General features: G+C 71.9%; 18 protein-coding genes. 8 read left to right on the top strand and 10 right to left on the bottom strand.

All coding sequences use genetic code 11. From position 1 onward, the window contains the following. Nucleotides 1-2: 2 nt before the first annotated feature. Together ABZ565_RS32335 and ABZ565_RS32330 are read left to right on the top strand one after the other, a co-directional pair. Nucleotides 3-1,076: a potassium channel family protein gene (locus tag ABZ565_RS32335; RefSeq protein WP_361034929.1), complete on the top strand. Its 1,074-nt coding sequence runs from the start codon at nucleotides 3-5 to the stop codon at nucleotides 1,074-1,076. A gap of 32 nt (nucleotides 1,077-1,108) precedes the next feature. Next, nucleotides 1,109-2,098 (top strand): NAD(P)H-quinone oxidoreductase, encoded by a 990-nt coding sequence (locus ABZ565_RS32330; protein ID WP_361034892.1) that lies wholly within the window; start codon nucleotides 1,109-1,111, stop codon nucleotides 2,096-2,098. 67 nt (nucleotides 2,099-2,165) lie between these two features. Here ABZ565_RS32330 and ABZ565_RS32325 read toward each other — a convergent pair whose 3' ends face one another. The 6 genes from ABZ565_RS32325 to ABZ565_RS32300 all read right to left on the bottom strand — a co-directional run bounded on the left by ABZ565_RS32325 (nucleotide 2,166) and on the right by ABZ565_RS32300 (nucleotide 9,330). Continuing rightward, nucleotides 2,166-2,711: a bacterial proteasome activator family protein gene (locus ABZ565_RS32325; RefSeq protein ID WP_361034889.1), complete on the bottom strand. Its 546-nt coding sequence runs from the start codon at nucleotides 2,709-2,711 to the stop codon at nucleotides 2,166-2,168. Nucleotides 2,712-2,805: 94 nt separating this feature from the next. After that, nucleotides 2,806-5,661, bottom strand: a complete 2,856-nt coding sequence (locus ABZ565_RS32320; RefSeq protein WP_361034886.1) for an FtsX-like permease family protein — start codon at nucleotides 5,659-5,661, stop codon at nucleotides 2,806-2,808. Next, entirely contained in the window at nucleotides 5,658-6,425 is a 768-nt protein-coding gene (locus tag ABZ565_RS32315) for an ABC transporter ATP-binding protein (protein WP_361034883.1), read from the bottom strand. The genes ABZ565_RS32320 and ABZ565_RS32315 overlap by 4 nt, the downstream gene beginning before the upstream one ends. 39 nt (nucleotides 6,426-6,464) lie before the next feature. Next, nucleotides 6,465-7,085 carry a PadR family transcriptional regulator gene (locus ABZ565_RS32310; RefSeq protein ID WP_361034880.1) on the bottom strand — a complete coding sequence of 207 codons (621 nt, stop codon included), beginning with the start codon at nucleotides 7,083-7,085 and terminating at the stop codon, nucleotides 6,465-6,467. A gap of 72 nt (nucleotides 7,086-7,157) precedes the next feature. Continuing rightward, nucleotides 7,158-7,610, bottom strand: a complete 453-nt coding sequence (locus ABZ565_RS32305; RefSeq protein WP_361034877.1) for a hypothetical protein — start codon at nucleotides 7,608-7,610, stop codon at nucleotides 7,158-7,160. A gap of 79 nt (nucleotides 7,611-7,689) precedes the next feature. Beyond that, the gene (locus ABZ565_RS32300; protein ID WP_361034874.1) at nucleotides 7,690-9,330 is read right to left on the bottom strand and encodes a protein kinase; all 1,641 of its coding nucleotides are present in this window, start codon (nucleotides 9,328-9,330) and stop codon (nucleotides 7,690-7,692) included. 358 nt (nucleotides 9,331-9,688) lie between these two features. Between ABZ565_RS32300 and ABZ565_RS32295 the strand changes: the two genes are divergently transcribed. Beyond that, nucleotides 9,689-11,392: a protein kinase gene (locus ABZ565_RS32295; protein ID WP_361034871.1), complete on the top strand. Its 1,704-nt coding sequence runs from the start codon at nucleotides 9,689-9,691 to the stop codon at nucleotides 11,390-11,392. Nucleotides 11,393-11,399: 7 nt separating this feature from the next. Here the strand turns inward: ABZ565_RS32295 and ABZ565_RS32290 are convergent, their stop codons facing one another. The 3 genes from ABZ565_RS32290 to ABZ565_RS32280 form a co-directional block, all read right to left on the bottom strand. Next, nucleotides 11,400-12,401, bottom strand: a complete 1,002-nt coding sequence (locus ABZ565_RS32290; RefSeq protein WP_361034926.1) for a phosphotransferase — start codon at nucleotides 12,399-12,401, stop codon at nucleotides 11,400-11,402. Between the two features lie 63 nt (nucleotides 12,402-12,464). After that, complete coding sequence (locus tag ABZ565_RS32285) at nucleotides 12,465-12,890, bottom strand: pyridoxamine 5'-phosphate oxidase family protein (protein WP_361034868.1); 426 nt, start codon at nucleotides 12,888-12,890, stop codon at nucleotides 12,465-12,467. 76 nt (nucleotides 12,891-12,966) lie between these two features. Next, nucleotides 12,967-13,626 carry a response regulator transcription factor gene (locus tag ABZ565_RS32280; RefSeq protein WP_361034865.1) on the bottom strand — a complete coding sequence of 220 codons (660 nt, stop codon included), beginning with the start codon at nucleotides 13,624-13,626 and terminating at the stop codon, nucleotides 12,967-12,969. Nucleotides 13,627-13,966: 340 nt separating this feature from the next. On the opposite strand from ABZ565_RS32280, the gene pdhA reads away from it, so the two are divergent. From pdhA to ABZ565_RS32260, 4 genes are all read left to right on the top strand, one after another. Next, complete coding sequence (pdhA, locus tag ABZ565_RS32275) at nucleotides 13,967-15,130, top strand: pyruvate dehydrogenase (acetyl-transferring) E1 component subunit alpha (RefSeq protein WP_361034862.1); 1,164 nt, start codon at nucleotides 13,967-13,969, stop codon at nucleotides 15,128-15,130. 2 nt (nucleotides 15,131-15,132) lie between these two features. Then, nucleotides 15,133-16,113 carry an alpha-ketoacid dehydrogenase subunit beta gene (locus tag ABZ565_RS32270; protein ID WP_361034859.1) on the top strand — a complete coding sequence of 327 codons (981 nt, stop codon included), beginning with the start codon at nucleotides 15,133-15,135 and terminating at the stop codon, nucleotides 16,111-16,113. A 10-nt stretch (nucleotides 16,114-16,123) separates the two neighbouring features. Then, nucleotides 16,124-17,536 carry a dihydrolipoamide acetyltransferase family protein gene (locus ABZ565_RS32265; protein ID WP_361034856.1) on the top strand — a complete coding sequence of 471 codons (1,413 nt, stop codon included), beginning with the start codon at nucleotides 16,124-16,126 and terminating at the stop codon, nucleotides 17,534-17,536. 189 nt (nucleotides 17,537-17,725) lie between these two features. Continuing rightward, a complete protein-coding gene (locus ABZ565_RS32260; protein ID WP_361034853.1) occupies nucleotides 17,726-18,373 on the top strand; it encodes a DUF4232 domain-containing protein in 648 nt (215 codons plus the stop codon). Between the two features lie 34 nt (nucleotides 18,374-18,407). On the opposite strand, the gene ABZ565_RS32255 is transcribed toward ABZ565_RS32260, so the two are convergent. After that, nucleotides 18,408-19,070 carry a helix-turn-helix domain-containing protein gene (locus ABZ565_RS32255; protein WP_361034850.1) on the bottom strand — a complete coding sequence of 221 codons (663 nt, stop codon included), beginning with the start codon at nucleotides 19,068-19,070 and terminating at the stop codon, nucleotides 18,408-18,410. A gap of 60 nt (nucleotides 19,071-19,130) precedes the next feature. Here ABZ565_RS32255 and ABZ565_RS32250 point away from each other — a divergent pair, with 60 nt between their 5' ends. Continuing rightward, on the top strand, nucleotides 19,131-19,754 hold the full coding sequence (locus ABZ565_RS32250; protein ID WP_361034847.1) for a methyltransferase domain-containing protein: 624 nt from the start codon (nucleotides 19,131-19,133) through the stop codon (nucleotides 19,752-19,754). Nucleotides 19,755-19,767: the final 13 nt, after the last annotated feature.

Raw genomic sequence — 19,767 nt, 5'->3', positions numbered from 1 at the left:
CGATGGCCAGGCGGGCCGACGAACAGGTCGTTCCCACCCGCGTGATGCTTCCGCGCCGGGTCGTGGACGGGCCGGCGCGCCAGGTGGCCAAGCGGCTGATGATGGCTCTGATGGTCCTGGCCATCACGGTGTTCATCGTCTGGATCGACCGGGACGGATATCACGACGCGGCCGACGGCAAGGTCGACCTGCTGGACGCGGTGTACTACGCGACGGTCACTCTTTCCACCACCGGGTACGGCGACATCACCCCGTACAGCGACGGAGCCCGCCTCATCAACGTGGTGCTCGTGACACCGCTGCGTGTGCTCTTCCTCATCATCCTGGTCGGCACCACCCTTGAGGTCCTCACGGAGCGGACCCGGGAAGACTTCCGGCTGAAGCGTTGGAGAACCAACTTGCGTGACCACACTGTCGTCGTCGGGTTCGGCACGAAGGGCCGCTCGGCCATTCAGACCCTGTGCGCCACCGGGCTGAGCAAGGAACAGATCGTCATCGTGGATCCGGCGACCAAGGTGATCGAAGTCGCCAACGCCGAGGGCTTCACGGGTGTCGTGGGGGACGCCACGCGCAGCGACGTGCTGCTGCGGGCCGAGCTCCAGAAGGCCCGTCAGGTCATCATCGCCACCCAGCGCGACGACACCGCGGTGCTGGTCGCCCTGACCGCTCGCCAGCTCAACCGGAGCGCGAAGATCGTGGCCGCGGTCCGCGAGGAGGAGAACGCCCCGCTGCTGCGGCAGTCCGGCGCGGACGCCGTCATCACCAGTGCCAGTGCGGCGGGCCGGCTGCTCGGCCTCTCCGTGCTCAGCCCCAGCGCGGGCACGGTCATGGAGGACCTCATCCAGCAGGGCAGCGGCCTCGATCTGGTCGAACGGCCGGTGATAAAGAGCGAGGTCGGCAAGAACGTGCGGGAGACCGACGACCTCGTCGTCAACGTGCTGCGGGGCCACCGGCTCCTCGGCTACGACGACCCGTCGGCGAGCCCCTTGCAGCTGACGGACCGCCTCATCACCATCGTCCGCGCCTCGAACGAGCCGCCCACCCACCCGCCGCACCAGGGCATGCCGCGTTCCTGAGACCGCCCCGCCCACGGAGTAGCCTCGCGGCCATGTATGCGATCACGATCCCCGAACCCGGTGGCCCCGAGGCGCTCGTGTGGGCCGAGGTGCCCGATCCCGTCCCCGGCGACGGCGAAGTCCTCGTCGACGTCGTGGCCAGCGCGGTCAACCGGGCCGATGTGCTCCAGCGGCAGGGCTTCTACGACCCGCCGCCGGGAGCGGCCCCCTACCCGGGCCTGGAGTGCTCCGGCCGTGTCTCGGCCCTCGGGCCCGGGGTCACCGGCTGGGCCGTCGGCGACGAGGTGTGCGCGCTCCTCGCGGGCGGCGGTTACGCGGAGAAGGTCGCCGTCCCGGCGGGCCAGCTCCTCCCCGTACCCAAGGGCCTCGACCTCGTGCGGGCCGCGGCGCTGCCCGAGGTGACGGCCACGGTCTGGTCCAACGTGTTCATGGTGGCCCATCTGCGGCCCGCCGAGACCCTGTTGGTGCACGGCGGGTCCAGCGGCATCGGCACGATGGCGATCCAGCTCGCCAAGGCCGTCGGCGCACGGGTCGCCGTCACGGCCGGCAGCCCCGACAAGCTGGCGCGCTGCGCGGAGCTGGGTGCGGACATCCTGATCGACTACCACGAGCAGGACTTCGTGGAGGAGATCCGCGAGACCACGGCCGGGGCGGGTGCGGACGTCATCCTCGACATCATGGGCGCGAAGTACCTCGACCGGAACGTGCAGGCGCTCGCCGTCAACGGCCGGCTCGCGATCATCGGGCTCCAGGGCGGCGCCAGGGGCGAGCTGAACCTCGGCATGCTGCTCAACAAGCGGGCGGCCGTTACGGCGACCTCGCTGCGTGGGCGACCGCTCACCGAGAAGGCGGCGATCGTCGCGGCGGTCCGCGAGCACGTCTGGCCGCTCATCGAGGAGGGCGTCGTGAAGCCGGTGGTCGACCGCACGGTGCCGATGCCGGACGCGGCGGAGGGCCACCGCGTCATGGAGTCCAGCAGCCACATCGGCAAGGTGCTGCTCCAGCCGCCGACAGCGGCCTGAGCGCACGCGGGCAAACGGAAGGGGCCCGGCTCACCGCGGTGTGCCGGGCCCCTCGTTACGTGGTCGGTTACAGGTACGGCCCCGAGCGGACCGGGCCGTTCGGGTCGATCCCGCCGTCCTCCTCCGGACCGCTGCCGGGCGGCAGGGCGCGGCGCATCTGCTCCAGCTGGGCGCGGGCCGCCATCTGCTGGGCGAACAGCGCGGTCTGGATGCCGTGGAAAAGGCCCTCCAGCCAGCCCACGAGCTGGGCCTGGGCGATCCGCAGCTCCGCCTCGGAGGGGACCGAGTCCTCGGTGAACGGCAGGGACAGCCGCTCCAGCTCTTCCACCAGCTCCGGCGCGAGGCCGTCCTCCAGCTCCTTGACGGAACCGGCGTGGATCTCCTTGAGGCGCACTCGGCTCGCCTCGTCGAGAGGTGCGGCCCTGACCTCCTCCAGGAGCTGCTTGATCATGCTGCCGATCCGCATGACCTTCGCGGGCTGCTCGACCATCTCCGTCACCGGGACCTCCCGCGACTCGTCGTCCGTGCCACCGCCGCCGATCGCCATTCCGTCCTGCCCCACTACGAGGACCTGGGGGTGCTCCTGCGACCGTTCATTCCTCGGCATCTCCATGCCGCCATTGTCTCGCACACACGGTGTTCAACACTGTGGTGCCCCCGGAAACGGTTGATCCACCGCCTTCGGGGGCACCGAACGGCTCAGCTTCTCAGCCGGCCCGCCTCGCCAGGGCCACCCGGGAGCGGGTGAAGACCGCCGCGAGGCCGCCCGCCAGCAGCGGGACCGCCACGGCCAGCAGGCCGATGGTCGCCCAGGGCAGCACGATCGGCGTGTACGCGGACTCCATGGGCTGCTCGCGCATGTACTCCATCGCCTCGCGCAGATCGACCAGCCGCAGCGCCACGGCGGGCACCAGACCCGCCGCCGTCCCGAGCAGCACCCCGGTCAGCGCCACCACCAGGCACTGGAAGCCGGAGAGCGAGCGCCGCACGCGCGGGGGCGCGCCGACCGCGCTGAGCGTGGTGAGGTCGGCCTCCGCGTCCGCCTTGGCCAGGCCGGTCGTGATCGCCGCGGCACCCACCGTCACCACTCCGGCGAACAGGGTGAGGATCAGCAGGATCGTGTCGTCCCGTTCGTTCGCCCCCGAGTTGGTCTGCACCCAGAGACCGCCCCCGGCCTGGTCGATGGCCGCCGAGGTCCGCTGGCTCTCCGCGTCCGTGGGCTCGTGGCTGACGGCGTACACACTGCCGAGCGGCTGCGTGTAGAGGCCGAGGCGTTCGGCGGTCCGCTGCGGGAGGATCATGCGAATCCCGGGTGTGGTGGCGTACTCCGCCTTCGCCACGTACACCTTCAGCCGGTCGGTGGTCTTCCGGGCCGGGCCGGGGTGCAGCTTGCGGTTCTCCTTGTCCTTGGCGTTGAACCGGTGGACGGCCTTGAGGGTGACCTCGCCGTTCTCCGCGTACGCCTCGTTGAGCAGGACGGGGGTGCCGGCCCTCAGGGCGGCGGCCGCAGCCGGGTCGCGGAGCTTCACATACGTGTCGAGCAGGGCCGCGTCACCGATGACGATGTTGTCGGAGTCGTAGCTGAAGGTCCCGGTGGAGTTGTGTACGTCCACGCAGGCGGGGGTCCGCATCATCGCGCGGTGCTCGTCGGCGGAGAGCCGGGCGGCCAGCTCCTTGGCGCCCTTGGTGTCGAGCGGGCAGGTGTGGTCCTTGCCGGTCGGCTTGACCATCGAGAGGGAGCCGCAGCCGCCGTTCTCGTCCTCGTAGTAGACGGTGCAGTCGCTGCCGGCCCAGACGCGGGAGATGTCGGCACGCCCGCCGGTCACCGCCATGTTGTGCTCGACGGCGGCGCGGGCCGCCGGAAGCCGCTCGGCGGTCTCGGTGTCACCGGCCGTCAGCGCGATCGTTCCCTCGGTCAGCATGGGCATGTAGTCGTAGTCGGACTCCGCCAGGTTGCTGGCCATGTACGTCGCGATGGCGACGGAGCCCGCGACCGCCGCCATGACGGCGGCCACCGCCGGAGCGGTACGGCCCCGGTTGCGGGCCGCGTCCCGCAGCGCCATCCGGGGTGAGAGCGGGAGCCTGCGTCCGAGCCTGCCCAGCAGCCCGACGATCACCGGGATGCAGGCCAGCAGGCCCAGCTCGGCGACGACCGAGCCGCCGGCGACCATCGCGGAGTCGCCGCCGGTGCCCCCGTAGACGGCGACGAGCACACCGAGCGCGAGCACGCAGGCGCCGGTGATCGGCAGCACCCGGGAGCTGCGGCGCACCCCGCGCCGGCCGGTCAGGGACTCCAGCACGGACTGCCGGCCGGCCACGATCGCCGGGGCGAACGCCGCCAGCAGGCCGGTGACCAGGCCGAGCACGGCGATGACCAGGAGTTCGGCCGGGTGCAGCACGAGGGAGCCGAAGCGGTGACCGGCCCAGCCCTCGATCAGCGGCCGGAACACCACCGTCAGCAGCAGGCCGGTCACGACACCGGCGACCGCGCCGACGCCGCCGAGGACGAGACCGCCGCCGAGGACGACCGCGCGGACCTGGCTCCGGTCCCCGCCGCACGTGCCGAGCAGGCCCAGCTGGCGCCGGGAGCGGCGGGCGCCGACGGCGAACGCGGGTCCGGCCAGCAGCACGACCTCCAGGAGCGCCATCGCGACGACGGTGATCAGGGCGGTGCTGGTCTCGTCGGACGTGACTCTTCGGTCGGAGGCGTACTGCGGGTTCGTCCGCAGCAGCGGGACCTCGGAGTCCGGCGGCGGGTTGTCGAAGACCTGCCGGGAGGACACGAGGGCACCGGCCTTGTTGGCGGCCAGCACGTCCTTCCAGACGATTCCGGCCTCCCCGGCCCCTTCGACCAGCCACCGGGTGTCGCCCGGCTGGGGCTCCGGCACCTTCTTGTCGTGCTTCGCCAGGGCCGCCCAGGGGGCGATCACCGCGCCCGGTTCCGCGTACAGCGCCTTCGCGTCCAGGTCGGCGGGCAGCTCGACCGCGCCGGTGATCGTGTACTTCTTGCCGGAGGTCGTCACCGTGACGTCGGAGCCCACGTGCAGGCCCGCCGACTCCAGGAACTCCTCGGTGGCCACCAGCTCGCCCGGGCCGCGCGGGAACGCGCCCCCGACGAGATCGATCCGCCCCCGGGCCATCCGGTCCGAGGTCTTGAGCTCGATGATCTCGGTGCTCGCGATCCCGTACGAGGTGGTGACGGTCGTGCGCACCGACTGCTCGCTGATCGCCCGTACGCCCTTCGGGAACGCGGTGCGCATGTCGACCGGCGGCGGCTCCTCGGAGGGCGCCTTGCCGCTCGCGCTGTCGTACATCGTGCCGTCGGGCATCTGCTGGATCGGCCCCAGGCCCACGTCGCTGTACACCGCGTCGGCCGAGCCGATCTCGGCCGTCAGCTGCTCGGCCGGGCTCAGGTCCGCGCTGCGATACGTGATGTCGGCGGCCGTCACGCCCAGGACCGGCAGCGCGATCATCGCGACCACCAGGGCGCTGCGGCCCTTGGCCCGCAGGGCGTCGCGGCGGGCTATCCGGAGGGCGGCGCGCCACCCCGTGAAGAGGCTCACTCGGCTCCCCCGGCGGCCAGCAGCGAGTCGGCCCCGGCCGTCAGCGTCTGGTCCACGATCGAACCGTCCCGGAGGAAGACGACCCGGTCCGCCCAGGCCGCGTAACGCGGTTCGTGCGTGACCATCACCCCGGCCGCACCCTGGTCGCAGCGGTTGCGCAGGAGCGCCAGGACGGCCTCGCCGGTCTCGGAGTCGAGCGCCCCGGTCGGCTCGTCGGCGAGGACCAGGCGCCGGTCCCCCACCAGGGCGCGGCCGATCGCGACGCGCTGCTGCTGGCCGCCGGACATCTCGTCCGGGAAGCGGTCCGCGATCTCCAGGAGGTTCATCTCCTCCAGCGCGGCGCGGGCCTCCTTGCGGGCCTTGCGGACCGAGACGCCGTCGAGCTCGCGGGGCAGGGCGATGTTCTCGGCGGCCGTCAGGGCGGGGATCAGGTTGTAGTCCTGGAAGACGTAGCCGACGCTGCGGCGGCGCAGGGCGGCGAGGCCCTTGCGGCCGAGCGTGGAGATGTCCTGGCCCTCGATGATCACCTGGCCGCCGCTCGCGGTGTCGAGACCGCCGGCGAGGGTGAGCAGGGTGGACTTGCCGGAGCCGGACGGGCCCATGACGGCGACGAGCTCACCGGCGTGCACCGACAGGCTGATGCCGCGCAGCGCGTGCACCTCGGCGACGCCGGTGCCGTGGGTGCGGGTGAGCGAGCGGAGTTCGAGCACCGGTGCGTCCACCGGCAGGGGCGGGGCGGATGGAGACGGGACGTGCAGGGACATGGTTCCCTCTCGGAACGGTGGATGTAGAGGGCGCCGGACTCAGCGGCGCGTGCGGGACCGGGCGGGCCGGGCGGTGGTGCGGGCGGCCGGGCCCGGGGACGGGCTCTCCTCCGGCTCCGTGGCGGCGGCCTCGGCGAGGCGGATCAGCCGGGCCTCGCAGTGGTCCAGCCAGCGCGCCTCGGCCTCGGCCTGGAAGATCAGCTGCTCCACGACGAGCAGCCACGCCACCTCGTCGCGGTTGGCGGGGGCCTGGGCGAGGGACCGCGCCTTGAGGCGGGTGTAGTCCTGCATGGCCTTCACCGTGTGGTGGCGCTGGGCCTGGATGACGGCCTTGATGTCGACGCCGGGTGCCCCGACCGCCATGGCCAGCTTGATGGCCAGCTCGTCGCGGGGCGGGTTGCTGCGGTCGACCGGTGTCTCGAACCAGGCCCGCAGCTCGGTGCGCCCGGCGTCGCTGATCGAGTAGAGGGCGTGGCCCTGGTCGTCCTCGCCGTCCTGGACGACCAGGCCGTCGCGCTCCAGTCTGCTCAAAGTCGTGTACACCTGCCCGACGTTGAGCGGCCAGGTGGAGCCGGTGCGCGACTCGAATTCGGTGCGGAGCTGGGAGCCGTAACGCGGCCCGCGCTCCAGGAGGGCGAGGAGCCCGTGACGGATCGACATACTGAGTATGTATACCGAGTATGTTGATCACCGCAAGTCGCCGCGGAAGCGGTTCGGAAGGAGACCGTACGGTCAGCGGGCGCGGCGCATCCGCAGCGCGAGGAAGCCGAGACCCAGCCCGACCAGGGCGATTCCCGCGCCCAGCGACATCTGCTGCACCCGCTCGACGGTCGCCCCGGTCAGGGCTTGCCGCCCCTCCGGCGGATCGCGGAAGTCGGCCGGGTTCGGGGTGAAGACCGGCACGGCGGCCGACTCGGAGGGCGAGGGCCGCGGCTCCCGGTCCTCCTGCGCGTCCTGCCGCGCCACTTCAGCGGCCGACCGCCCGGGCCGCTGCCGCCCCGCCCCGGCGGGCCACCCGGCGAGTGGCGACTGCGCCTCCCCGGCATGCGGCGAACTGCTGGACGTGGGAGAGGGCGAGGGCCGCCCGGAGGCGTCCGGAGCCGCCGCCCCCAGGGTCGCGGCCGCCGTCAGCGCCAGGCAGGCCACGCCCCGCGAGGAGCGCGCGGAGAGTTGTCCTGAGGCCATGCGGTCACCGTCACACGGGACGGCACGACCGGCATCCCGGGTGAGGCGTACGGATGGGTCCCGGCCGAGGGCGCGGGAACTACGCGGGGTCGCCCGTCGCGATCTCCAGCTCGAAGTGGGCGCCGGTCTCGGAAACCGCGGCTCCGGATGACGGGAACTGATTGATGACCTGGTCCTCCGCGTACGCGTTGCCCGGGACCTTCTTCACCTTGAGCGTCCAGCCCGCCGCGTCCGCGCACGCGCGCACCGAGAGGATGTCCTTGTACATGAAATTCGGAGCGTCGACCTTGTTCGGATCGTCGGTGTCCTCCGACGCGGCCGTGCACTTCTCGGTGTCGATCGTCCGGTTCCGCTCCGGATCGCGGTGCTCGCCGGACGGGGACTCACCGGCCTTGGCCTCCCCGCCGCCCTTGTCGTCGCCGTTGAGCGCGATGACCGTGATCAGGCCGCCGATGGCGACCAGCGCGACCACGATCGAGCCGATGATCACCGGCATGTTCCGCTTGGAGCCGCCGCCCGAGGCGGGGGCCGACGTCGTCTGCGGGGAGATCGTGTACGGCGAGGGCGTCTGGTGCTGGAGCGGCCCCGGGCTCTGGTAGGCCGGGGCGGGCGCCTGCGGGTAGCCGTACGACGGGTTGGTGGCGGGGGCCGGCGTCGCCGGGCCGTACGGGCCGGGCTGGGGCTGGTACGGGCCGGGCTGGTACGGCGTCTGGACGCTCTGCGGGGCCGGCGCGGACTGGTCCACCGGCGGGAAGACCGCCGAGCCGACGCCGGAACCGCTGTTGGCCGGGGCGCCGCCGTCACCGACGATCACGGGGGCACCGGTCCGGCCGCTCGCACTCAGCACGCGCGCGATCTCGTCCTGCATGGCCGCCGCGCTCGGGAAGCGCTCGTTCGGGTTCTTCTTGAGCGCCCGGGCGACGAGGGCGTCCATCGCCGGGGTCAGCGAGCGGTTGATCGTGGACGGGGCGACCGGCTCCTCCTGCACATGCGCGTACGCGATGGCGAGCGGGGAGTCCGCGTCGAACGGGATGCGGCCGGTCAGCAGCTGGAAGAGCATGATGCCGACCGAGTACAGGTCGGAGCGCGCGTCCACCCCGCGGCCGAGGGCCTGCTCGGGGGAGAGGTACTGCGGGGTGCCGACGACCATGCCGGTCTGCGTCATCGACGTCACGCCCGACTGCATGGCGCGGGCGATACCGAAGTCCATGACCTTCACGACACCGCGCTTGGTCACCATGACGTTGCCCGGCTTGATGTCCCGGTGCACCAGGCCCATCTCGTGGCTGGTGTCGAGCGCGGCCAGCACGTCCGAGGTCACCTTGAGCGCCTTGTCGGCCGGCATCGCGCCCTGGGCGCGGATGTCCGCCGCGAGCACGGAGCCGAGCGGCTGCCCCTCGACGTACTCCATGACGATGTACGGCATCAGCGCGCCGCCGAGCTCGTCCTCGCCCGTGTCGAACACCGAGACGATGTTGGTGTGCTGGAGCTTGGCCACGGCCTGGGCCTCGCGGCGGAAGCGCTCGCGGAACGACTGCTCGCGGCCCAGCTCGGTGTGGAGCGTCTTGATCGCGACCTGACGGTCGAGAGCGGAGTCGTACGCCAGGTATACGGACGCCATCCCGCCTTCGCCGAGCAGGTCGCGCAACTGGTAGCGGCCGCCGGCGACGGAACCGCCCGCGTACCGACCCTGCGAACCGTGTGCGCCGTCGTGGCTCATGACTTGCTTCCCCCTCGGCGCGCGACTCCCGGGAACTCGGCGCGCGACTCACGCGATGATCCGTAATTACTGGCCAAGTCTGCCCGAGGGGTACGACACGTCAAGCCGGGTGCCCGTTCCGTGACCGTACGCGCCGGAAGCGTCTCGGAAGCGTTACAGGACCAGCATGGAATTTGCGTCGGCGGCGCGCCAGCCGATTGGATGGCCGGTCCGGCGCCGAATCGGCCTGTCCTACCGAGGCTGTAGCGTGACGGGGCAATGCGGCCGGCAGTGCAGCCGGCGACGCAGCAAGGCACCGTGAGACCCCGCGACGCGCGGACGCGCGGACAGACGCGGACAGATACGACGGCGAGGACTGATGGCACCCGAACCCGAAGCAAACGGCGGCGGAGTTCCGGATGGCACCGATTCCTGGGGCATCGGCGGAGTCGTCGGCGACGGACGGTACCGGCTGACCCACCGGCTCGGCCGGGGCGGCATGGCCGAGGTGTTCGCGGCGGAGGACGTCCGGCTCGGGCGCACCGTCGCGGTGAAGCTGCTGCGCTCCGACCTCGCCGAGGACCCGGTCTCCAAGGCCCGCTTCACACGCGAGGCGCAGTCGGTCGCCGGGCTCAACCACCACGCGGTCGTCGCGGTGTACGACTCCGGCGAGGACACCGTCGCCGGCCAGACCGTCCCGTACATCGTGATGGAGCTGGTCGAGGGCCGCACCATCCGCGACCTGCTGATCAACGCCGAGGCCCCGCCGCCGGAGCAGGCGCTCATCATCGTCTCCGGGGTCCTGGAGGCGCTGGCCTACTCGCACCAGCACGGCATCGTGCACCGCGACATCAAGCCCGCCAACGTGATCATCACGAACTCCGGCGCGGTCAAGGTGATGGACTTCGGCATCGCCCGCGCGCTGCACGGCGCGCAGTCCACGATGACGCAGACCGGCATGGTCATGGGCACGCCGCAGTACCTCTCTCCCGAGCAGGCGCTCGGGAAGGCCGTCGACCACCGCTCCGACCTGTACGCCACCGGCTGCCTGCTGTACGAACTGCTGGCGCTGCGTCCCCCGTTCACGGGCGAGACGCCGCTGTCCGTGGTGTACCAGCACGTGCAGGACACCCCGGTCCCGCCGTCGCAGATCCTGGAATCGGTGCCGCCGGAGCTGGACGGGCTCGTGATGCGCTCGCTGGCGAAGGACCCGGACGACCGCTTCCAGAGCGCCGAGGAGATGCGCGGCCTGGTCCAGTACGGGCTGCAGATGCTCCAGGTGCAGGGCGGCCACACCGGTACGTGGAACACCGGCCCGGTCGTCCTGAACGAGGGACCGGGCACCCCGCCCGGCGGCATGACCGGCGCCACCCGCGCCATGGGCGGCTACCCGCAGCACGGTGACACCTCGCAGTCCCCGATCCTGCCGCCGATGAACCCGGACGACGGGGGTTACGACGGGGGCAGCACCCGGCAGGGCGGCGGCCGCGGCAAGCTGTGGCTGTTCGTCGTGCTGGCCCTGATCGCGATCGGCGCGGGCGTGGCCATCGCGCTCAACGCGGCGAACGGCGGCGGACAGAAGCACGAGAAGCAGCCCACGGAGACCTCCAGCACGCCGACGCCGACGAAGGACTCCCCCACCCCGACCCCCGACGAGACCCAGGACGACACCCAGCAGCCGGGCGACAGCACCGGCGGCGGCTGGGACGACGACACCTGGTCGCCTTCGCCCACCCCGAGCGAGACCTCCGAGTCCCCGTCCGCCACCTCGCCCCAGCCGGGCACGGGCGGTACGGACAACGGCGGCTCGGACAACGGCGGCAGCAGCAACGGCTCCGGCGGGAACAGCGGCAACGGTTCCGGCAGCGGCGGCGCGGGGGACACCGGCGACACCGGCACGACCACCGAGGGCGGCAACACCGGCACCAGCGACGGCGGCAACACGGGTACCAGCGAGGGCACCGACGCCGGGACCAGCGAAGGCGCGGCCGAGGGTTCGGAGGGCGCCCCGGGCGGCGCCGCCCAGGGCGCCTCCGCCGGGACCACGGGCACCGGCACGGCGGGCTCGGCCACGGGCAACTGAGCCCCGCTCACCCCGTGAAGGCCGCGCGCACCGCCTCGTACTCACGGGTCCACCAGACCGCCAGGGCCGACACCGCGGGGAACTGCGGGTCGGCCCTCCGGTCGTTCAGGCAGTAGCGCCAGCGCAGTATCCAGAAGTCGTTGAGCCGCTCCCACCAGACCCGGTGCACCGCCGCAGCCAGCTCGGCGGCGTCCGCCCCGGCCGCCCGCCGGTAGGCCCGGGCGTAGGCGCGCACCTTCGCCAGGTCCAGCGCCCCGGCCGGCTGCACGAAGAAGATCGCCGCCGCCCGGACCGCCTCCTCCGCCCGGGGCTGGACGGCCAGCCGGTCCCAGTCCAGGATCGCGACCGGGTCGGCGCCGCGGTAGAGCACGTTCAGCGGGTGGAAGTCGCCGTGCACCCAGCCGGTCGCGGGCGCTCCCGGGTCGGGCGGCCGGCGGTCGGCGTACCGTTCCAGCAGGGCGCGCCGCTCGCGCAGCCGGTGCTCGGCGAGCTCGTCGAAGGCGTCCCGGCCGGCGCGTCCGCGCGCGGCGGCGAGCAGGTCGCCGATCAGCGCGAAGGTGTCGGCCGCCTCCGGGCTCGCGTAACCGGGCGGACGCCCGCCGCCGGTCCCCGTATCGCGCTCGGAGCCCATGACCCGCTCAAGACCCGTGTGTACGGCTCCGAGGAGCGTCCCGAGACGCGTCGACTGGGTGAGGGTGAGCTGGGCGCCGCCCCGGTGCAGGCCGTCGACCCAGGGGTGGAGGGCGTAGCAGCGGCCGGCGATCTCGGTGACGGTCTCGCCGTCGCGGGCCCGGACGGGCGGGGCGACGGGCACTCCGAGTGACTGGAGGCGCCGGGTCGCGCGGTGCTGGCGGACGATGGTGGCGCGGTCGCGGGTGGTGTCGTCCGAGTGGTGCTTGAGGAAGTACGAGCCCCGCGTGGTGGACACCCGGTAACCGTGGTTGAGCAGGCCCTGGGAGAGCGGGGCGCAGGTGAGCGGCGCACCGGCGTCCGGGTAACGGCGAAGCACCTCGCCGACCGGCGGAACCGGCGGGGAGGCGACAGATGAGCGCGACACGCGTCAGATGTTAGATCACGCTGCGTTGCGGATCTGCCGGCTTGCGTGGAAGTCCAGAGTGTGCACCGTGACGAAGTGAGGTTCGAGCCAGAGGTACGAGGGGGCGAACGGCTCGCCGTTGACCTCGACGGGCGGCGGCCCGAAGCGCTCGCGCTGGGCGGGGGTCGGCTCCGCGACCCGCGCGGGCCCGGTGAACTGCACGGACCACAGGTCCTCGGTGCCGGCGGGGGCGGTGTTGAAGTTGTCCGCGCCGTAGGCCACGACCGCGCCGTCGCAGGCGCCGTGGTGGCCGAGCCCGCTGTGCATGCGCAGCACGACCCGCCCGTCGATGACGATGTGCCGGGCCACGGTCAGGATCGGGAGGGCCCGCATGCTGGTCGCCAGCCGGCCGTAGGGGACCCGGCCGAGCAGGTCGATCGCGTGGAGTTCCTCGGTGGACATGCCTTCCACTGTCGGCCAGGCCGTGTGGGCCGGATAAGAGGCCGGGGCCCCCGTTTCCCCGGGACCAAAGTCCTTCTCAGCGCTTCTCGGCCTGGAGCCGTGCCACGTAGGCGGCGGCCTGCGAGCGGCGTTCCATGCCCAGCTTGGACAGCAGGCTGGACACGTAGTTCTTGATCGTCTTCTCGGCGAGGTGCAGCCGCTCGCCGATCACCCGGTTGGTCAGCCCCTCGCCGATCAGGTCCAGGATCTTGCGCTCCTGGACCGTGAGGTTCGCCAGCTTCTCGTCGTCCCGCCCGCGCTTCCCGTCGCGCAGCCGCTCCAGAACGCGCGCGGTCGCGACCGGGTCCAGCAGCGACTTCCCGGCCGCCACGTCCCGTACCGCCGCCAGCAGCTCGTTGCCGCGGATCGCCTTGAGGACATAGCCCGCGGCGCCCGCCATGATCGCGTCGAACAGGGCCTCGTCGTCCGCGTACGAGGTCAGCATCAGGCAGTTGATGGAGTCGTCCTGGGACCGGATCTCGCGGCAGACCTCGACCCCGCTGCCGTCCGGCAGCCGTACGTCGAGCACGGCCACATCGGGGCGGACCGCCGGAATCCGCACCAGCGCGTCGGCCGCCGTACCGGCCTCGCCGACCACCTCGATGTCGTCCTCCATCGAGAGCAGCTCATGGACCCCGCGCCGGACCACTTCATGATCGTCGAGTAGGAATACGGTGATTTTTCCTTTTTCGCGCACAATCGCAGTCTCACACACTCACCCCTTCCCTGCCGCTGCCGGGCGGGATAACGTGCCGTTGTTCCGGCGGCCTGCGAGGCTGTGATCAGTGCTGTGACCAGCGAGACTTCCCGAATTCCTCGATTTACTTGGATATCCAAGCAAAATCGCAGGTCAGGGAGGGTTTCGCAGTTACGGGACGCACTGGGTAACGTGCCTTGGACAGGGCGCTCGCCGGGGCACCTGTCACGCCTGTTTCCCGGACCGAGCGGCACCCACCCCGTGCACGGGTACGGACACAGGCGAGCCGCACTGGTCTCCCGGCAGACCCCGGGGGCCGGACCGACGGAGGAGCACGCACGTGACCGTGGAGAGCACTGCTGCCGCGCGCAAACCGCGACGCAGCAGCAAGCGGACCAGCGCCGCGAAAACGCCCGCGAAGACGCCGGAGGGTACGACGCCCGAGCTCGTACAGCTGCTGACGCCCGAGGGCGAGCGCGTCGAGCACCCGGACTACTCGATCGACCTGAGCGCGGAAGAGCTGCGCGGCCTGTACCGGGACATGGTCCTCACCCGCCGCTTCGACGCCGAGGCCACCGCCCTCCAGCGCCAGGGCGAGCTGGGCCTGTGGGCCTCTCTGCTCGGCCAGGAGGCCGCCCAGATCGGTTCCGGCCGGGCCCTGCGCGACGACGACTACGTCTTCCCGACCTACCGCGAGCACGGTGTGGCCTGGTGCCGGGGCGTCGACCCGACCAACCTGCTCGGGATGTTCCGCGGTGTGAACCACGGCGGCTGGGACCCGAACAGCAACAACTTCCACCTGTACACGATCGTCATCGGCTCGCAGACCCTGCACGCCACGGGTTACGCCATGGGCGTGGCCAAGGACGGCGCGGACTCGGCCGTCATCGCGTACTTCGGCGACGGCGCCTCCAGCCAGGGCGACGTCGCGGAGGCGTTCACCTTCTCCGCCGTCTACAACGCCCCGGTCGTCTTCTTCTGCCAGAACAACCAGTGGGCGATCTCCGAGCCCACCGAGAAGCAGACCCGGGTGCCGCTCTACCAGCGCGCCCAGGGCTTCGGCTTCCCCGGCGTCCGGGTCGACGGCAACGACGTCCTGGCCTGCCTGGCCGTCACCCGCTCCGCCCTGGAGCGCGCCCGGCGCGGCGAGGGCCCGACCCTGGTCGAGGCGTTCACGTACCGCATGGGCGCGCACACCACCTCGGACGACCCGACGAAGTACCGGGCCGACGAGGAGCGCGCGTCCTGGGAGGCGAAGGACCCGATCCTGCGTCTGCGCACGTACCTGGAGAAGCAGGGCGCGGCCGACGAGGCGTTCTTCACCGCCCTGGACGAGGAGAGCGAAACGCTCGGCAAGCGCGTCCGCGAGGCCGTACGGGCGATGCCCGACCCGGACCGGATGGCGATGTTCGACCACGTCTACGCCGACGGGAACCCGCTCGTCGACGAGGAGCGCGCCGAGTTCGCCGCCTACCAGGCTTCGTTCGCCGAGGAGGGCAAGTAACCATGGCCGTGGAAAAGATGTCCCTCGCGAAGGCGCTCAACGAGTCGCTGCGCAAGGCCCTCGACACCGACCCGAAGGTCCTCATCATGGGTGAGGACGTCGGCAAGCTCGGCGGCGTCTTCCGGATCACCGACGGCCTCCAGAAGGACTTCGGCGAGGACCGCGTCATCGACACCCCGCTCGCCGAGTCCGGCATCGTCGGTACGGCGATCGGCCTCGCCCTGCGCGGCTACCGGCCCGTCGTGGAGATCCAGTTCGACGGCTTCGTCTTCCCCGCGTACGACCAGATCGTCACGCAGCTCGCGAAGATGCACGCCCGCGCGCTCGGCAAGATCAAGCTCCCCGTCGTCGTGCGGATCCCGTACGGCGGCGGCATCGGCGCCGTCGAGCACCACAGCGAGTCGCCCGAGGCGCTGTTCGCGCACGTCTCGGGACTGAAGGTGGTCTCCCCGTCCAACGCGTCGGACGCGTACTGGATGATGCAGCAGGCCGTCCAGAGCGACGACCCGGTCATCTTCTTCGAGCCGAAGCGGCGTTACTGGGACAAGGGCGAGGTCGACACCGAGTCGATCCCGGGCGCGCTGCACGCGGCGGCCGTCGCCCGCACCGGCACGGACCTCACGCTCGCCGCGTACGGCCCGATGGTGAAGGTCTGCCTGGAGGCCGCCGCGGCCGCCCAGGAGGAGGGCAAGTCGGTCGAGGTCGTGGACCTGCGGTCGATGTCCCCGATCGACTTCGACACCATCCAGGCGTCCGTCGAGAAGACCCGCCGCCTGGTCGTCGTCCACGAGGCACCCGTCTTCTACGGCTCCGGGGCCGAGATCGCCGCTCGCATCACGGAGCGGTGCTTCTACCACCTGGAGGCGCCCGTGCTGCGGGTCGGCGGCTACCACGCCCCGTACCCGCCGGCGCGGCTGGAGGAGGAGTACCTGCCGGGCCTGGACCGGGTGCTCGACGCCGTCGACCGCTCGCTTGCGTACTGAGGAGAGGAGCGTGACCACGATGACCGACACTTCCAACGCTGCTCGCTTCCGTGAGTTCAAGATGCCCGACGTGGGCGAGGGACTGACCGAGGCCGAGATCCTCAAGTGGTACGTCCAGCCCGGCGACACCGTCACCGACGGCCAGGTCGTCTGCGAGGTCGAGACCGCGAAGGCCGCCGTCGAGCTGCCGATCCCGTTCGACGGCGTCGTCCACGAACTGCGCTTCCCCGAGGGCACCACGGTCGATGTGGGCCAGGTGATCATCGCGGTGGACGTGGCGCCGGGGTCCGACTCCGGTCCCGCGCCCTCGGAGCCCGAGGCCGCCACCGCACCGGCCCCCGAGGCCGAGGCGCCGAAGGGCCGCCAGCCCGTCCTGGTGGGCTACGGCGTGGCCGAGTCCTCCACGAAGCGCCGGGCCCGCAAGGGCACCGAGACCGCGCCCCCGGCCGCCGCGGCCGCTGCCGTCCAGGCCGAGCTGAACGGCCAGGGCACGGCGGCGATCCCGGAGGCCCGCCCGCTGGCCAAGCCGCCGGTCCGCAAGCTCGCGAAGGACCTGGGCATCGACCTGGCGACGGTCACCCCGACCGGCGCGGGCGGTGTCATCACGCGCGAGGACGTGCACGCGGCGGCGACGCCGGCCGTGCCCTCGGCGCCTTCGGTGCCCGAGGCGTCCGTCGAGGCTGCGGCCCCCGCGCAGGCCTCCGCTCCCGTCCCGGCCGGCGCCCGCGAGACGCGTATCCCGGTCAAGGGCGTACGGAAGGCCATCGCGCAGGCCATGGTCGGCAGCGCGTTCACCGCTCCGCACGTCACCGAGTTCGTGACCGTCGACGTCACGCGCACGATGAAGCTCGTGGCGGAGCTGAAGGAGGACAAGGACATGGCGGGGGTGCGGGTCAACCCGCTCCTCATCATCGCCAGGGCCCTCCTGGTCGCGATCAAGCGGAACCCCGCGGTCAACGCGGTCTGGGACGAGGCCAACCAGGAGATCGTCCAGAAGCACTATGTGAACCTGGGCATCGCCGCCGCCACCCCGCGCGGCCTGATCGTCCCGAACATCAAGGACGCCCACGACCAGACGCTGCCGCAGCTGGCCGCGTCCCTGGGCGAGCTGGTCGCCACGGCGCGGGACGGCAAGACGTCCCCGGCCGCGATGGCGGGCGGCACGGTGACCATCACCAACGTGGGCGTCTTCGGCGTCGACACCGGTACGCCGATCCTCAACCCGGGCGAGTCCGCGATCCTCGCGGTCGGCGCGATCAAGCTCCAGCCCTGGGTCCACAAGGGCAAGGTGAAGCCCCGTCAGGTGACCACGCTGGCCCTGTCGTTCGACCACCGCCTGATCGACGGTGAGCTGGGCTCCAAGTTCCTGGCGGACATCGCCGCGATCCTGGAGCAGCCGAAGCGGCTGATCACCTGGGCGTAGGTGCGCGTTGACGAGGGGCCCGCGCGACGTCCGCACGGGCCCCTTTCGACGTCCTCCGGCTGTGTCATTCGACGTCCTCCGGCTGTGTAACAGGGGCGTAGCAGCCATCGGTTGGGCGCAACGTAACGCCGTCCCGGACGGTTCTTGCTGATCGGAAGCGTTCGATCAACGGATACCGAGGACGAAACGATGCGCGCTCACAAGACCACCTTCGCCGCCCTGGCCGTCGTCGCGGGTCTCTCGCTCACGGCCTGCCAGAACGACGACGATGCCGCGGCGCAGACCGACCCGTCGACCGTGGCGACCGCGTCCCCGTCCGCCGATGCGCCGGACCCGGGCGGCTCGGACGCGGACAGCGGGAAGGGTTCCGGTGAGAAGGGCGGCGCTGCCGGTGCCGGGGCCGACCAGAGCGGCAAGGCCGCGAAGTGCCGCACCGACGGGCTGAAGATCAGGGCGATCGACAACTACATCGACGGCGACCCGGACGGGACCGTCGCGGTGGAGATGAAGAACAGCAGCGGCCAGGACTGCGTGATCGCCGGGTTCGCCGGCGTCGACCTCAAGACCAACGCGGGCTCGATCTCCGCCGAGCGCAAGGGTGCGCCCGGAGACCCGTACGTCCTGAAGAACGGGAAGACGATCGCCTTCGCCGTCAACTACCCGCTCAACGAGACGGGCGGCTCCGGCGTCCGCATCACCGGCCTGGTGGTGACCCCGCCGAACGAGACGAAGTCGGTCACCCTCGCCTGGCCGGGCAAGCCGTCGCTGCCCGTCACGGACGGGTCCGGCTCCCCGGTGACGGTCGGCCCGATCGGCAGCGCGGGGCAGGGCGGTTGAGCCGTACGACTGGCGTGGCGCCCGGCCCGGGCGGTTACCCGGCCCCGCCGCAGAGCTGGGCGGTCAGGGTCGTGCGGGCCCACTCCTCCCAGGCGTCGGGCGTCCAGCCCCGGTCGCGGACGAGGACCAGGTACAACTCCGGGCTGAGCAGTCCGTACAGCAGGTCGGCGGCGCGGTCCGCGTCGACGCCGGGGAGCACGTCGGGCTTACGGACCAGCGCCTCGGCCGCCGCGCGCTGGACGACGTAACGCGGGTCCGGGCCCGCCGGCCACTGTGCGGCGATCTCCGGATCCGTCGCGGAGGCCGTCGCGATGACCGGCACGATCGGTGCGACCCGGCCCAGGATCTCGCGCACGCCCCGGACGTGGGCGCTCAGTTGACCCCTGGCGGTGCGTTCGGCGCACGCGTCGCGGAACCAGTCCCGATTCATCGTGGCGACCGGTTCGGCGTCGCCCGCGATCGTCGTGTCGACGACGTCCTTGAACAGCGCGCGCTTGTTCCGGAACACGAAGTACACGGTCTGGACGGCCACTCCGGCGCGGTCCGCCACCTCCTGGAGGCTCGTCGCCCCGTACCCCTGCGCGACGAACAGCTCCCGTGCCGCCGTGACGATCTTCTCCCGGGTGAGCCGTGAACGCTCCGCCCGCCCGTCGGGGCGCTTGGCGTTCCGCGAGCCGGGTCCCTTGACGCTGTCCATGGTCCGAGCCTATATCTAGAGTCGAACACTAAAGTTCAACTCTATTATTCTGGAGGAGCGATGAGTGAGCCCGGCACGGCCGCCGAACTCGACCAGGAGGCCGCCGTACGACGCATGCTGGAGGACTACTACCGGGACGGTGCCCCGCCGTGGGACACGGGCGTCACCCCGCCCGAGCTCGTCGCCCTGGTGGAGGGGGCCGGTGCGCCCGGCCCGGGACGCGCCCTGGAGCTCGGCTGCGGCATGGGCACCAATGCGGTGTATCTCGCCCGGCACGGCTGGCGGGTGACGGCCGTCGACCTGGTCGACCGCGCGGTACGGCGGGCGAGGGAGCGGGCCGAGGCGGCCGGTGTCGACGTCGACATCCTCTGCGGGGACGTCACCCGGCTCGGCGAGCTGGGCGCGCCCGGCCCGTACGACCTGTTCTTCGACCTGAGCTGCTACTGCGGCATCCCCGCGCACCGCCGCGACGCATATGCCGCCGGCCTCACGGAGCGGGCCGCCCCGGGGGCGACGCTCCTGATGTTCGGGTACGGCCCCGACGTGTTCGACGACCCGATTTCCGGCGTCACCGCCGACGAGCTGGAAACCCGGTTCACGGAATGGCGGCTGACCGACGTGACACCCGGCACGAACCCGTTCCCGACAGCCTGGTTCACGCTGCGGCGCGAGATCGCGGGGTGATGGCGGTGGCGGC

This window comes from Streptomyces sp. NPDC016469, assembly GCF_040632905.1.
In the GTDB taxonomy this organism is placed as follows: Bacteria; Actinomycetota; Actinomycetes; order Streptomycetales; family Streptomycetaceae; genus Streptomyces.
This window is presented reverse-complemented; position numbering and strand designations above follow the sequence as displayed.

Coding starts and splice junctions, on each gene's coding strand:
- ABZ565_RS32305 (WP_361034877.1), bottom strand. CDS start 7,610: ATGGCCTCAGGACAACTCTCCGCGCGCTCCTCGCGGGGCGTGGCCTGC.
- ABZ565_RS32310 (WP_361034880.1), bottom strand. CDS start 7,085: ATGTCGATCCGTCACGGGCTCCTCGCCCTCCTGGAGCGCGGGCCGCGT.
- ABZ565_RS32330 (WP_361034892.1), top strand. CDS start 1,109: ATGTATGCGATCACGATCCCCGAACCCGGTGGCCCCGAGGCGCTCGTG.
- ABZ565_RS32250 (WP_361034847.1), top strand. CDS start 19,131: ATGAGTGAGCCCGGCACGGCCGCCGAACTCGACCAGGAGGCCGCCGTA.
- ABZ565_RS32325 (WP_361034889.1), bottom strand. CDS start 2,711: ATGGAGATGCCGAGGAATGAACGGTCGCAGGAGCACCCCCAGGTCCTC.
- ABZ565_RS32315 (WP_361034883.1), bottom strand. CDS start 6,425: ATGTCCCTGCACGTCCCGTCTCCATCCGCCCCGCCCCTGCCGGTGGAC.
- ABZ565_RS32335 (WP_361034929.1), top strand. CDS start 3: ATGGCCAGGCGGGCCGACGAACAGGTCGTTCCCACCCGCGTGATGCTT.
- ABZ565_RS32260 (WP_361034853.1), top strand. CDS start 17,726: ATGCGCGCTCACAAGACCACCTTCGCCGCCCTGGCCGTCGTCGCGGGT.
- ABZ565_RS32255 (WP_361034850.1), bottom strand. CDS start 19,070: ATGGACAGCGTCAAGGGACCCGGCTCGCGGAACGCCAAGCGCCCCGAC.
- ABZ565_RS32300 (WP_361034874.1), bottom strand. CDS start 9,330: ATGAGCCACGACGGCGCACACGGTTCGCAGGGTCGGTACGCGGGCGGT.
- ABZ565_RS32285 (WP_361034868.1), bottom strand. CDS start 12,890: ATGTCCACCGAGGAACTCCACGCGATCGACCTGCTCGGCCGGGTCCCC.
- ABZ565_RS32270 (WP_361034859.1), top strand. CDS start 15,133: ATGGCCGTGGAAAAGATGTCCCTCGCGAAGGCGCTCAACGAGTCGCTG.
- ABZ565_RS32295 (WP_361034871.1), top strand. CDS start 9,689: ATGGCACCCGAACCCGAAGCAAACGGCGGCGGAGTTCCGGATGGCACC.